This window comes from Prevotella denticola (assembly GCF_900454835.1).
In the GTDB taxonomy this organism is placed as follows: domain Bacteria; phylum Bacteroidota; class Bacteroidia; order Bacteroidales; family Bacteroidaceae; genus Prevotella; species Prevotella denticola.
In genome coordinates this window covers 1,715,821-1,730,374 of the sequence record NZ_UGTM01000001.1, presented here as the reverse complement: position 1 = coordinate 1,730,374, position 14,554 = coordinate 1,715,821, and the positions used below count along the sequence as shown (strand labels likewise).

Here is a 14,554-nt window from a genome sequence, read left to right as displayed (position 1 = left end):
AAGCAAATGAAAACAATGATATATTCACTCGCTCTTGCCGCAACATTGGCAGCCCCTTTGGCGGGCTGCAGCGACGAAACGACTGTCGCTGAAGAAAAAGACTGGAACACGACAGACTATTTCCAGTCGACGGATGAACCGGCACAGACGACTTACTACAAGCCTGCCGTAGGCTATGTAGGCGACCCGATGCCTTTCTACGACCCGAAGGCTAAGGACTTCAAGGTGCTTTATCTGCAGGATTTCCGCCCCAACCAGGCGGGTACTTATCACCCCATCTGGGCGGTAGAGACAAAGGATGCCGCCAGCTATCAGTCGCTCGGCGAGCTGATCCACTGCGGTGGCATCAACGAACAGGATGCCGCTTTGGGTACAGGGTCGACGGTCTACAACGATGCTGACGGACTTTACTATACCTTCTATACCGGGCATCGTTATCAGCCGACGGCGGCTGACAACGGGGAGATGGTGATGATGGCGACGTCGGCCGACTTCAAGACATGGACGAAGAACCGCACTTTCCGGCTCAAGGGTGACGACTACGGATACAGCAAGAACGACTTTCGTGATCCGTTCGTGTTCAGGGGCGACGATAATCTCTGGCACATGCTGGTGGCGACACAGCAGGGCAGCAAAGGGCATCTGGCCGAGTTTACTTCGCCGGACCTCAGGCAATGGACCAGTGCCGGTACCTTCATGACGATGATGTGGGACCGTTTCTACGAATGCCCGGATGTCTTCAAGATGGGCGATTGGTGGTATCTCGTCTACAGTGAGAAGCATTCTGCGATCCGTCGTGTACAGTATTTCAAGGGGAAAAGCCTTGAAGAGCTGAAAGCCTGCACCCGGAACGATGCCGGTCTGTGGCCCGACAGCCACGAGGGCTTCCTCGACAGCCGTGCCTTCTACGCCGGCAAGACCGCCGGCGACGGTCAGAACCGTTACATCTGGGGCTGGTGTCCTACCCGCCCCGGCAAGGACAATACGGCTGTCGGCGCTGCGCCTGGCGAACCTGAATGGGCGGGCAATCTTGTCGTCCACCGTCTTGTCCAGCACGCTGACGGCACGCTGACGCTTGGGGAAGTGGAGGCTGTCGGCAGAAAATACAGCCAGAAGCAGGAAACGAAGGTGATGGCACAGAGTGAAAAGGGCGTGGAGAGCATTGACGGAGGCTATAAGCTCTCGGGCGATTCCTACCTACTCTTCAGCCGGCTGGGCTATCATAACAGGATTTCCTTTACCGTCACGACTTCCGGCAACACGGACAAGTTCGGCGTGTCTTTCGTCCGTGGCGGCGACTCGGAGAAGTATTACTCCATGGTAGTCAACCCAGAGAACGACCAGGTGCGCAAGGTCAACTTCGAAGAAGAGGGCAAGGCCGGACGCGGTTTCATCGCTGGAATCGATGGATATAACTTCACCCGGCCTGCTGACAACGTCTATCATGTGACCATCTGCACAGACAACAGCATCGCCGTGATGTATATCAACGACATGTGCTGTTACACCAACCGCATCTACGGAATACAGAAGAACTGCTGGAGCATCAACAACTATGGTGGCAGCATCACCGTCAGCAATCTTTCCGTGAGCCGGTATTAACCCCGATGAACCAGTAACAAAAACATCCATTTCATCGGCAAAGAAGACACGATGTCCATTGTTCAGGCTTGGGAAAGCAGAATTACTGATAGGCATATCGGATGCATTCAGAGTCTGTCCGGCTGTCTCGGAGAGGTCTTGGGGCGTGTCAGGATATTGGATGGATAGACAAGGAAGAATCGTTCGTACAGTGCCAGTATTGTTGAATGTAACAAAACTTATCACTGTGTGAACGATTTTTGCAACCTATCTGTCTGATTAATGCTTATCTTTGCCGACAGAAAACCAGAATTACTCAATAAACGACCTATAATGAACAGAAAGATCAGAAGCATGGCAGTCTGCCTGCTTACAAGTACGACGCTTATGCACGCACAGACATTCTTAAGTCAGAACCACGCTATGAAGCGGGTGAAGACTGCCGAGAAGTTTGTTCTCCTCCCTGTGGAGGAAGACGAGGGTCTCGCACATATCCGGATTATCAAAGACAACCAGGTGGTCAAGGAACTCAACTGCAAACTGGCAGTCAACAAGACCGACTACACCGTTCCGCTGGATGTAAGCGAGTTCGGAGGTGACGTTCTGCTCGACATCCAGTTTACCGGTGACAGGCGTACGACGGGACTTATCCGTGACTTTGCCTGCTGGAAAGAAATCAAGGAGACGAGTTTCTTCGATACGGAGAACCGTGAGAAGTTCCGCCCTGAATACCATCATACACCGGCTTACGGCTGGATGAACGACCCGAACGGTATGTTCTATAAGGATGGGACATGGCATCTCTACTACCAATATAATCCATACGGTTCACAGTGGGAGAACATGACGTGGGCGCACAGTACTTCGCCCGACCTCATACACTGGCAGCATCAGGGAGAGGCTATCCGGCCAGATGCTCTTGGGACTGTCTTCAGTGGAAGCTGTGTGGTGGACAAGGAGAATACAGCAGGATTCGGTAAGGATGCTGTCGTCGCTTTCTATACATCGGCCGGGGCTGCACAGACACAGAGTATCGCTTACAGCACGGACAACGGGCGGACTTTCAGGAAGTATGTTGACAATCCTGTCATTACAAGTGATGTACCCGATTTCCGCGACCCCAATGTCTTCTGGCACGAAGAGACGCAGCAGTGGATTCTCATCCTTGCTGCCGGACAGCAGATGGACATCTACAGTTCCAAGAACTTGAAGGACTGGAAATACGAGAGCAGCTTCGGTGAAGGATACGGTAATCATGGGGGCGTATGGGAGTGTCCTGACCTCTTGAAGATGAGCGGCAAGTGGGTCCTTGTCTGCAACATCAACCCCGGCGGACCGTTCGGCGGCAGTGCCACCCAGTATTTTGTCGGTTCGTTCGACGGCCATAAGTTCACCTGCGAGTCAAAGCCGGAGGTGACAAAGTGGATGGACTACGGCAAGGACCACTATGCGACAGTGTCTTTCAGCAATGCTCCTGACGGCCGGATTGTCGTCCTTCCATGGATGAGCAACTGGCAGTATGCCAATCAGGTGCCGACACAGCAGTACCGGTCTGCCAACGGTCTGCCGCGCGAACTTGGTCTGTTCAGCTATGGGGGGGAAGACTATGTCAGCGTGAAACCGGCTCCGGAGGTCTATGCGGCATTTGAAAAGAAGCCTTCCGGCAGACTGCAGGCTGCCGCTTATCTGGAGGTGACAGGTATCAGGGACAATGCATCCATCGTATTGAGCAACGATAAGGGAGAGAAAGTGGTGATGGCGTATGACGGCAAGAACGGCACGTTCAGCATGGACCGCAATGCGAGTGGACAGGCTGATTTCAACAACGACTTCAAAGCGACGACTGTTGCGCCGACCTGTGGAAAGGTCAAGACGCTGCAGATCTTCATCGACCGTTGCAGCATCGAGGCTTTCGATGGGGAGGGCAGGATGGCGATGACCAACCTTGTTTTTCCGTCAAGGCCCTACGACAGGATTACGGCGAAAGGCTGCAAGGTAACAGTCCATGCCCTGAAGAAGTAGCCGGCATCATTGCCGGCATATCGCATTCCGTTCGTTCAGCTGTAAAAAATCAACCGCGTAACATTTGTTGCGTTGAATGAACGGAATTTCCAAGCCGCTTCCACCGCAAAGGCCTACCTTTGCAACCGAAACGGAGACGGTCTGGACGCGACAGTCAAAACAGGCTGACCGACTCATGACCGCCGACAATCATACAATCAATACGAAACAAACTAAAAATTTAAACGTTATGTCGAAAACCAATAAACTCGCAATGCTGCCTGTCATGCTCTGCTTCTTTGCCATGGGCTTTGTCGATCTGGTGGGTATTGCATCCAACTATGTAAAGGACGATCTGCATCTGACAGACTCCACCGCCAATGTTTTTCCGTCACTCGTCTTCTTCTGGTTCCTCATCTTCTCCGTCCCGACGGGAATGCTGATGAACAAGATCGGACGCAAGAAGACGGTGCTGCTCAGCCTTGTCGTCACACTGCTCTCACTGCTCCTGCCCGTCTTCGGCGAGTCGTACGGACTGATGCTCGTGTCGTTCTCGCTGCTCGGTATCGGCAATGCACTGATGCAGACATCGCTGAATCCGCTGGTTTCAACGGTGATGAAAGGCGGCAACCTCGCATCGACACTTACCTTCGGGCAGTTCGTGAAGGCGATAGCATCCTTCATGGCACCTTATCTTGCCATGTGGGGAGCACAGGCAAGCATTCCGGCTTTCGGCCTCGGGTGGCGTGTCCTCTTTCCCATCTACCTCGTCATCGGTGTCCTGGCCAGCCTCCTGCTTTTCTCTACCCCTATTGAGGAAGAACCTATAGAAGGCAAGGCAAGCTCGTTCACGGAGTGTCTCAGCCTTCTTGGGAAGCCCATTGTCCTGCTGAGTTTTCTCGGTATCATGTGCCACGTGGGGATTGATGTCGGTACGAACACCACCGCTCCGAAGATTCTCATGGAGCGTCTCGGGATGACGCTGAATGACGCTGCTTTCGCCACTTCGCTCTATTTCATCTTCCGTACCCTCGGCTGTCTGACGGGTTCTTTCTTCCTGCGCGTGATGAACAACAGGGTGTTCTTCATCATCTCCGTTACGATGATGGCGCTTTCCATGCTCGGCATGGCGGTAGGAACGTCGAAAGCTGTCCTTTTCGTGGCTATTGCCCTGGTCGGTTATGGCAACAGCAACGTCTTCTCGATGGTCTTCGCCCGTGCGTTGCAGAGTGTGCCGGAAAAGCAGAACGAGGTGAGCGGACTGATGATCATGGGACTCTTCGGCGGCACTGTCTTCCCGCTCCTCATGGGCTTTGCCAGCGATGCCATCGGACAGATCGGAGCTGTCATTGTAATGGCGGTCGGCGTATGCTATCTGTTTACGTACATTCCTAAAATGAACAAATAAAGCCAATATGAAACAAGTAATCGTAGGCCTCGGAGAGGCATTGTGGGATTGTCTTCCGGAAGGAAAGAAACTCGGCGGCGCACCTGCCAACTTCGCTTATCACGCCGGACAGTTCGGTCATGAGTCGCTTGCCATCAGTGCCGTCGGCAATGACGCACTCGGCAAGGAGACACTCGATGAATTCGACAAGAAAGGGGTACGCTACCTCATGCCCGAGGTAGATTATCAGACGGGTACCGTGCAGGTGGAACTCGACGGCGAGGGTGTCCCTACCTACGACATCAAAGAGGGCGTCGCCTGGGACAATATCCCCTTCACGCCCGAGATAGAAGAAGCGGCCCGGAACTGCCGTGCCTTATGCTTCGGCTCTCTGGCACAACGCAGCAGCGTGAGCCGGCAGACCATCCAGAAATTCCTGGACGCTACGCCGAAGGACTGCCTGAAGATCTTCGACATCAATCTGCGCCAGAACTTCTATACGAAAGAGGTGATTACCCACTCGCTCCACCAGGCGGACATCCTCAAGATCAACGATGAGGAACTGGTGACGATCGGCCGGCTCTTCGGCTATCCGGGACTCGACATGGAGAACAAGTGCTGGCTGCTGCTGGGCAAGTACAACCTTGATATGCTCGTACTTACCTGCGGCGTGAACGGATCCTATGTCTTTGCTCCCAACTTGCAGTCTTATCAGGAAACCCCGAAGGTGGAGGTAGCCGATACCGTCGGGGCCGGCGACTCCTTCACGGGTGCCTTTGCATCCGCCATCCTCGCCGGCATGCCTATCCCTGAAGCTCACAAGCTGGCCGTAGAGGTGAGTGCCTACGTCTGCACGCAGAACGGTGCCATGCCCAAGCTGCCGCAGGAACTGATCGACAGAATCAAGTAAAAAAGTGCTGCCACTGTATGCAGCTGTCTGTCCGGTGGGATAACAACAACTCGACACAGACAAACAATAGCCATCGGGTAAAAGATGTTTTAGGATAAACATGCACGGTCCGGGCTGACAGCGGAAGAAACGTTCTTCCAGCGGTCAGTCCGGGCTTTTTCGTGTGCTGTCAGTTAAGATTTAACGGGCAATATGTTTCCTTCTAATGCCGTCCGGCAGAACTTAAACGGTATAATTCTCATGCGTAATCTTTTTTAAACGGACAATTCAGCATTGTTTCGGCCCCCCTGACCAGACTGGTTGTGCCGGCACAGCTCTTCTCCGGCTACAAGCTGCTCCCGTCCCGGCAATGTTATTATGAGGAGCGGGCCGTCAACACGACTGGTGTTCACCGTCAGCACAATGCGTGGCAGGCCTCAGCACATCTGCAGGGGAGGCCGGTTCGGTCCTGTCGCTATTAATAATCGTAAGTCCTTGGTCACCGTTGGAAGTCTTGGTGGCTTGGCAGATGATGGGCGGTGATGGGCAATGATAGGCGATGATAGACGGTGATGGGTAGTGATGGGCTTGGGAGAGGGGAGAGGGAAGCAATGATGGGAGATGATCCCCTGAAATCCTAATCTTTCTGAAAAAGATAACTTAACGGCTGTTTCTTTTTCTTTTTTGTGATTTTTTATTAACTTTGCATATCATCGAACTTAAACATTGGTATCCATATTATACTTTAACAGAACAATGAAGAAAACCTACATTGCCCTTCTGGGGCTACTGATGGGGATGGCAAGCATTGCCGATGCGCAGACCGTGAAGTCTCCCGACGGCAATATCGCTGTTACCTTCTCGCTGACAGGGAACGGCGTGCCGACCTACGAGATGACTTACAAAGGTAAGGCTGTCGTGAAACCTTCACACTTAGGACTTGAACTGGCCAAGGACAGGCATGCCAGCAAGGGCATGAGGGAAACCAGCCTCATGGACGGTTTTGAGAAGACCGGCACCCGGATGACTACTTTCGACGAGACATGGAAGCCGGTATGGGGCGAGACGGCTACCATCCGCAACCACTACAACGAGCTGGAGGTAGACCTCAGCCAGCCTTCCAGCAGACGCAACATCATCATCCGTTTCCGTGTCTATGACGACGGCATGGGACTCCGCTATGAGTTCCCGCAGCAGCCCGAACTGAACTATTTTATCATCAAAGAGGAGCATACGCAGTTTGCCATGGCCGGCGACCACACAGCCTGGTGGCTTCCCGGCGACTATGACACGCAGGAGCAGGAGACACAGGAGTCGAAGCTCTCGGAGATTCGTTCGCGCTTCCATGATGCCGTGAACTGGGGCAACTCCTCTGTAGACGTGTTCTCGGAAACGGGTGTACAGACCTCCTTGCAGATGAAGTCTGCCGACGGTCTCTACATCAATATCCACGAGGCGGCATGTGCTGATTATGCTACTATGCACCTCAACCTCGACGACAAAACGATGACCTTCGAGTCGTGGCTCACGCCTGATGCGACAGGTCTGAAAGGATTTATGCAGACACCTTGCGAGACCCCATGGCGTACGGTGATGGTAAGCGACGATGCACGGGATATGCTGGCAAGCAACCTCATTCTTAACCTCAACGAACCCTGCAAGATCGAGGACACTTCCTGGATTCATCCCACCAAGTACTGCGGTGTGTGGTGGGAGATGATAGCAGGCGGCAAGCCGTGGGCTTATACGGATGAGTTCAGTTCCGTGAAGCTCGGGCAGACCGACTATGCGCACGCCAAGCCCAACGGCCGCCATCCGGCGAACACTGCCAACGTGAAGAAGTATATCGACTTCGCTGCTGCCAACGGAATGCAGGAGGTGCTTGTGGAAGGCTGGAACATCGGCTGGGAGGACTGGTTCGGCCACTGGAAGCAGGATGTGTTCGACTTCGTCACGCCTTATCCTGACTTCGACCTCAAGGGTCTGAACGAGTATGCCCACTCGAAGGGTGTGAAACTTCTCATGCACCACGAGACCTCTTCCAGTGCGCTCAACTATGAACGTCACCTCGAGGATGCGTTCAATCTGATGAACAAATACGGCTATGATGCCGTGAAGACCGGCTATGTAGGCGACATCATCCCGCGCGGTGATCATCACTATTCACAGTCGATGAACAACCACTACCTCCGTGTCGTCAAGGAGGCTGCCAGGCATCATATCATGGTGAATGCACACGAAGCGACACGTCCTACCGGTCTCTGCCGTACATGGCCTAACCTCGTCGGCAACGAGTCGGCGCGGGGCACGGAGTATGAAGCATTCGGCGGCAGCGACCCCAACCACACTGTTATCCTCCCGTTCACCCGTCTGCAGGGCGGTCCGATGGACTACACGCCGGGAATTCTTGAGACGCAGCTGTCGACCTGGTGCAACAACAAGAGCTATGTACACACCACGCTTGTCGGACAGCTTGCCCTTTATGTGACGATGTACAGTCCGCTCCAGATGGCTGCCGACCTCCCGGAGAACTACCAGAAGTACAACGATGCCTTCCAGTTCATCAAGGATGTAGCCTGCGACTGGGACGACAGCCGTTATCTTGAGGCCGAACCGGCACGCTACATTACCGTAGCCCGTAAGGCCAAGGGGACTGACAACTGGTTCATAGGAGGCAAGACCGGACTGGCTGCTCACCAGAGTACGGTCAGGCTCGACTTCCTCGACAAGGGCCGCAGATACGAGGCGACAGTCTATGCAGATGCCAAAGGCGCAGATTACGAGAAGAACCCGAAGGCATACACCATCACCAAGCGTACGGTGAAGAAGGGCGATGTGCTCAAGCTCTGGGAAGCACGTGGCGGTGGCTTCGCCATCAGCCTGAAGGCGCTGTAAAAGGCCGGCTCTATACAACGGAAATCCCCCCTCCACCTGAAAAGCCAGGTGGAGGGGGGATTTCCGTTGTACGGTTCTTATGAAGGGCGATGCCGTCCCGGACGGTCAGGACCGGCGGACTTGTCTGGTCTGTCTCGCCTTGGGACAGATGGTGCTATGGCTCTTTTATCTCGATGAAATCGTGGTAATCGCCACGGATCATACCGTGTTTCTGCAGGTCGTCAAGCAGAAGAACAAGACTGTCCCAGAAGCCTTTTACGTTGTGGAGGACAACCTTCTTCCGGTGATAGCCGATAGTGGCCGAGGCTGCGACGGTAAACACTTCGTCGAGTGTTCCTATGCCGCCGGGTAGCGCATGGAAGACATCAGCCCGCTCCATCATGATGGCTTTGCGGTCGTTGAGGTCTTCACAGGGAATCTCTACATCCACATAGTCGCTCACTCTGCGTCCTTCCTCCATGATACGGGGAACGACACCGATGGTGCGTCCGCCGGCTTCATGCACCGCCTTTCCGATACATTCCATCAGTCCGCTATTGCCGCCGCCGTAGACAAGGGTGTGTCCGTTCTCGCCGATCCATCGTCCCAGTTCTTCCGCAGCACGGAAGTAGTCGGGGGCGATGTCGTTGTTCGCCGAGCAGAATACAGCGACGTTCATGCCGGTTCCTCCAGCAGTCTGGCAGCCATCTCACGCCCCAGACGTGTACACTCGGCCTTGATCTCCGGCGTGAGAGCCTGTTTCATCTCTACCGGTTCGCCCACCTTCTCGAAGTGGAGACGGTTCTCGTTCCATTCTCCGATGGCCGCAACCGCCTTTGAAGCCCACGAGTAAGAGCCGAACCAGCCGATGAGATGGTGCTTGATGTCGCGGTTGGCGACCTCCTGGAGCAGCACGTCCATCTCGTGGTACAGTCCGGCATTGTAGGTAGGAGCGCCCACAATCAGCCCGCGGAAGCGGAAGATGTCCTGCAGGATGTAGCTGTGGTGGGTTTTGGAGACGTTGTACAGGCGGATGTCCTTTACGCCGGCGAGGGATGCCGAACGGGCGATCTGCTCTGCCATGCGCTCTGTGTTGCCGTACATCGTACCGTAACAGATGACCAGTCCCGGATCTGTTTCGTACTTCGACATACGGTCGTACAGGCTGATGACCTTGTCCACATACTTGTGCCATACCGGTCCGTGGGTGGAGCAGATGTAGTCGATGTGGATGCCGGCGAGTTTCTTCAATGCGTTCTGGACCGGTATTCCGTACTTGCCGACGATGTTGGAATAGTAACGCACCATCTCCAGCCATGCCCATTCCGTATCAATCTCCTGGTCGATGAAACCGCCGTTCAATGCGCCGAAGCAGCCGAAGGCATCGCCTGTGAAGAGGTGCGACACATCACCTTTACAGAGTGTCATCATCGTCTCCGGCCAGTGAATCATCGGTGTCATGAAGAACTGCAGGGTGTGACTGCCCAGTGACAGTTCCTCGCCGTTCTTCATTTCTATCGTGTTGTCCTTGATGCCGTAGAAGCCTGCCATCATGTCAAAGGTCTTCTTGTTGCCGATGACCTGGATGTCCGGGTAGTACTTCCGCAGCAGTGCCAGCGAACCGGAGTGGTCAGGTTCCATGTGGTTGATGACCAGATAGTCTATCTGCCGGTCGCCCAACACTTCGCGGAGGTTCTCGATGAATTGGACGAAGAAGTCGACTTCTACCGTGTCAATGAGGCATACCTTCTTGTCGTCAATGAGATAAGAATTGTAGCTGACACCGTAGGGCAGCGGCCATAATCCCTCGAAGAGCGCCTTGTTGCGGTCGTTGACACCTACGTAATAAACTTTGTTGGCAATTTCTATCATTTTTATATTGGATTTGGTTCTTTATTGTGGAGGAGGAACTGAAGGGTTTATCGGGAGGCAAAGGGCATGGGTCCATCTGCCGTATATTCCTGTTGCATCTACATCCCGCATCACCATTGGCTTTGACTCCTTTGGCTTCCCATAATTCCTACTTCTTCATTTTCTCCCCGAATTTCTTGCTGACGTAGTTGAAGATGTCCTTGCAGCAGTCGGCCGAGAACGACAGGGCGCAGCCGATGAGGCTGTCCCACTGTTCCCCGGTCAGTCCCCGTTCAAGGTCGGATCGGGTAATGCCCTGTTTCAGCATACCGAAGATGAAGCCTGCATTGAAGCTGTCGCCGGCACCGATCGTGCTGACAACCTTCGTGTCGGGTACGGGATAAGCCTTTTTCATGTCCCTGCCGCCACGCACCTCTACCGGCTGGCTGCCGTGGGTGTAGATGAACTGCCTGCAGTAGAAGGAGATTTCCGCATTGTAGACCTTGTCGGCATCCTCTTTCTTGTAGAGCGTTGCGAAGTCTTCGTGACTGCCGCGGACAATGTCGGCATAGTCGAGGTTCTCTATCAGGTTAGGCGTGATTCTTATTACTTCGTCCTTGTGAGCCGGGCGGAAGTTGACGTCGTAGTAGATGATGGCTCCATGCGACCGTGCATAGTCGAGCAGTCCCACCAGCTGCGGCCGGATGACCGGGTTTACCGCATAGAATGATCCGAAGAGCACGATGTCATCGGGCTGTATGTCGGGATAGGTGAATTCCAGCTGGTCGTGGGGATGGTCTTTGTAGAAGATGTACTCGGCATCATTCTTCTCGTTGAGGAACGCCAGCGACACGGGCGACTTGGAGTCGGGGAAAGTCGTCACATTGTCGGCATTGACGCCGTTGCTCTTCAGAAATTCGATGATGTACTTCCCGACGTGGTCGTTGCCGGCCTCGGAGATGAACGATGTGCTGATCCCGCAGCGTCCCAGCGACGTGATGGCATTGAAGGCAGAACCTCCGGGAACCGCCTCGACGGGTTTGTTGTCTTTGAAGATGATGTCCAGTACGGCTTCGCCGATACCAATAACTTTCCGCATTTTATCGTGACTTATGTTATGCCTGGTTTTACTGTGCAAATATAGTGTAAATTGGGCGGACTACAAAAAGAATCATGTTCTTTTTTGTTTGGACTTCAAAGTCTGCGCCCTTTCATTCTTTTTTCTTAATTTTGCATCTTATGACAAATTACCAGACGGCAGTCCTCGGCAACGGACTGCGCATCATCGCTCTACCTTCAGCGTCTCCGGTGGTCTATTGCGGCTATCAGGTGAACGCCGGTTCTGCCAGCGAACAGTCCGGTGAAGAGGGCATGGCCCATTTCTGCGAGCACGTTACCTTCAAGGGAACGGTGCGGCGTTCGGCACTTGATGTCATCAACTGTCTCGAAGAGGTGGGCGGCGACCTCAACGCCTTCACTACCAAGACCGATACCGTTTACTATGCGTCTATTCTGAAGGACCATGTCGGCCGTGCGGTTGACTTGCTGACGGATATCGTCTTCCACAGTGTCTATCCTCAGAAGGAAATCGACAAGGAGGTGGAAGTCATCTGCGACGAGATAGAGTCGTATAACGACAGTCCGGCGGAACTGATCTACGACGACTTCGAGAACCTCGTCTTCCGCGGGCATCCGTTGGGCCACAATATTCTTGGGACGGCAGACCGTGTCCGGACCTTCACTACGGCGGATGCGCTGCGTTTCACCCACAGGCATTACCGTCCGGAGAATACGGTCTTCTTTGTCTACGGCGACATTGATTTCGGGGCGCTTCTCCGCCTCCTGGCAAGGGAGAACGGCACAAATGTGACCGGGGCCGACGGTTCCGGAAGTGTCAAAGAGGCAGGCCTCCCTGACCTGAACGTCTACCACCCGCAGACTGTCAGGATTGACAGGCACACCCACCAGGCACACGTGATGACCGGCAACCGGGCCTACTGTGTACACGACCGGCGGCGCATGGCGCTCTATCTGCTGAACAACATCCTCGGCGGACCGGGCATGAGCGCACGGCTGAACCTCGCACTCCGCGAGCGGCGGGGACTTGTCTATACGGTGGAGAGCACGATGGTGAACTATTCCACGACAGGTGTCTGGAGCATCTATTTCGGCTGTGATGCCGGCGATGTCGACGAGTGTATGCGCCTTGTCCGTATGGAACTCGACCGCTTCATGTCTGTTCCTCTTACCGATGACGAGCTGACTGTGGCCCGGCAGCAGATAAAGGGGCAGGTCGGCATTGCCTGCGACAACCGGGAAAACCTTGCTCTTGACTTCGGGAAGGGCTTTCTGCACTATGGCTGGAAGAAAGATATCACGGCTCTTTTCCGTGACATTGATGCCGTTACGGCAGATGAAGTGCAGGCCGTGGCACGTGAACTCTTCCCGCAGGACCGGCTGACGACGCTGGTCTATGAGTGAGCCGCTGCACAGCACAGACAGTTCCCTGGCCCTGGGAACAGTGTTCCCAAGCCTTGGGAACGGCACTCCCAGCCCCTGGGAACAATGGTCCCGACCCATCGGGAACATCCGTACCAGGTAAAGTCTTTGGCACAATATTTTCTGTGTCTTCAGGTAGAACACATACAATAGAAACAGCATATAATACATCGCAGGGATAATGAAAGCAAACATTGAACACACAGACAAGAAGAGGGTCGTCATCGTAGGTGGCGGACTGGGGGGACTGGAACTGGCTTTCAAGCTGGTCGGCAGTGACTTCCAGGTGGTCCTGGTCGACAAGAACAACTACCACCAATTCCCTCCCCTGATTTATCAGGTCGCCTCGGCCGGTCTCGAACCGAGCAGCATCTCTTTCCCCTTCCGTCGGCTCTTCCAGGGACAGAAAGACTTCTTCTTCCGTATGGCAGAGGTGAAGGCGGTGGATGCAGCCGGGAAGAAGATCGCGACTTCCGTAGGCGACATCCATTACGACTACCTTGTTCTGGCGGCAGGTGCCCGGACAAACTTCTTCGGCAACAAGGAGATTGAGGCTGCCACACTCCCGATGAAGTCTGTGAGCGAGGCCATGCGGCTGCGCAACACCATCCTGCGTAACCTTGAAAAGGCAGAGACGGAGGAAGACCCTGTGCGCAGACAGGTGCTGATGAACATCGTGGTCGTCGGAGGCGGTGCGTCGGGGGTAGAAATTGCGGGGGCTGTGGCGGAGATGAAGAAGAACATCCTTGCACGTGATTATCCCGACCTTGATGCCTCGCAGATGCACATCTACCTCGTCAATGCGGGCAAGCGTCTCCTTGCCGCTATGGATCCGGTCTCGTCGGCACGTGCCGAACGCGACCTGAAGGAACTGCACGTACACATCCGTCAGCCGCAGTTTGCGACGGAATACAGGGATGGGATTCTGAAGACGAGTGCCGGTCTGGAGATTCCTGCCCGGACGGTTATCTGGGTGAGCGGCATCTGTGCGAATACGATTGAGGGCCTGCCGGCGGAGAGCCTCGGCCATGCGGGCAGGATTCTTACCGACCGGTTCTGCCGTGTGAAGGGTGTGCAGGATGTCTTTGCCATCGGCGACCAGAGCCTGATAGAAGGCGATGAGGATTATCCGCTCGGCCATCCGCAGCTGGCACAGGTGGCCATGCAGCAGGCAAAGACCCTGGCGGAAAACCTCAAGGCAGCACAGAAAGGGTTGGCGGGAAAGCCCTTCAAATACAGAAACCTCGGTGTGATGGCGACCATCGGGCGTAACCATGCCGTTGCGGAAATCGGCGGCCGGAAGTTCGGCGGCTTTGCTGCCTGGGTGCTGTGGCTCGTCGTTCATCTGCGTTCCATCCTCGGCGTGAAGAACAAAGCGTTCATCCTGCTCAATTGGGTGTGGAACTATCTGAATTACAAACAGAGCCTCCGGCTGATCCTGAAAGCGAAAGGATAGCAGGATGCCGTGCCGG

General features: G+C 54.5%; 10 protein-coding genes. 7 read left to right on the top strand and 3 right to left on the bottom strand.

Annotation, left to right across the window (positions count from 1 at the left end):
- The first annotated feature begins 6 nt into the window (after positions 1–6).
- The 5 genes from DYH27_RS07345 to DYH27_RS07325 all read left to right on the top strand — a co-directional run bounded on the left by DYH27_RS07345 (position 7) and on the right by DYH27_RS07325 (position 8,753).
- Positions 7–1,602, top strand: a complete 1,596-nt coding sequence (locus tag DYH27_RS07345) for a glycoside hydrolase family 32 protein (RefSeq protein ID WP_025067130.1) — start codon at positions 7–9, stop codon at positions 1,600–1,602.
- Positions 1,603–1,914: 312 nt separating this feature from the next.
- On the top strand, positions 1,915–3,603 hold the full coding sequence (locus tag DYH27_RS07340; RefSeq protein WP_025067131.1) for a DUF4980 domain-containing protein: 1,689 nt from the start codon (positions 1,915–1,917) through the stop codon (positions 3,601–3,603).
- A gap of 229 nt (positions 3,604–3,832) precedes the next feature.
- The gene (locus DYH27_RS07335; protein ID WP_025067132.1) at positions 3,833–4,990 is read left to right on the top strand and encodes an MFS transporter; all 1,158 of its coding nucleotides are present in this window, start codon (positions 3,833–3,835) and stop codon (positions 4,988–4,990) included.
- Between the two features lie 7 nt (positions 4,991–4,997).
- Positions 4,998–5,879: a carbohydrate kinase family protein gene (locus tag DYH27_RS07330; RefSeq protein ID WP_004354038.1), complete on the top strand. Its 882-nt coding sequence runs from the start codon at positions 4,998–5,000 to the stop codon at positions 5,877–5,879.
- A gap of 735 nt (positions 5,880–6,614) precedes the next feature.
- A complete protein-coding gene (locus tag DYH27_RS07325; protein WP_029216322.1) occupies positions 6,615–8,753 on the top strand; it encodes a glycoside hydrolase family 97 protein in 2,139 nt (712 codons plus the stop codon).
- A gap of 154 nt (positions 8,754–8,907) precedes the next feature.
- On the opposite strand, the gene DYH27_RS07320 is transcribed toward DYH27_RS07325, so the two are convergent.
- The 3 genes from DYH27_RS07320 to DYH27_RS07310 form a co-directional block, all read right to left on the bottom strand.
- Positions 8,908–9,411, bottom strand: a complete 504-nt coding sequence (locus DYH27_RS07320; RefSeq protein WP_025067133.1) for an LOG family protein — start codon at positions 9,409–9,411, stop codon at positions 8,908–8,910.
- Complete coding sequence (locus tag DYH27_RS07315; RefSeq protein WP_029216323.1) at positions 9,408–10,604, bottom strand: FprA family A-type flavoprotein; 1,197 nt, start codon at positions 10,602–10,604, stop codon at positions 9,408–9,410. Before DYH27_RS07315 ends, DYH27_RS07320 begins: the two co-directional genes overlap by 4 nt.
- A gap of 148 nt (positions 10,605–10,752) precedes the next feature.
- On the bottom strand, positions 10,753–11,682 hold the full coding sequence (locus DYH27_RS07310; protein WP_025067134.1) for a carbohydrate kinase family protein: 930 nt from the start codon (positions 11,680–11,682) through the stop codon (positions 10,753–10,755).
- A gap of 140 nt (positions 11,683–11,822) precedes the next feature.
- On the opposite strand from DYH27_RS07310, the gene DYH27_RS07305 reads away from it, so the two are divergent.
- Entirely contained in the window at positions 11,823–13,064 is a 1,242-nt protein-coding gene (locus DYH27_RS07305; RefSeq protein ID WP_025067135.1) for a M16 family metallopeptidase, read from the top strand.
- A gap of 199 nt (positions 13,065–13,263) precedes the next feature.
- Positions 13,264–14,538, top strand: coding sequence for an NAD(P)/FAD-dependent oxidoreductase (locus tag DYH27_RS07300; RefSeq protein ID WP_025067136.1), 1,275 nt, complete (start codon positions 13,264–13,266; stop codon positions 14,536–14,538).
- The last annotated feature ends 16 nt before the right edge of the window (positions 14,539–14,554 follow it).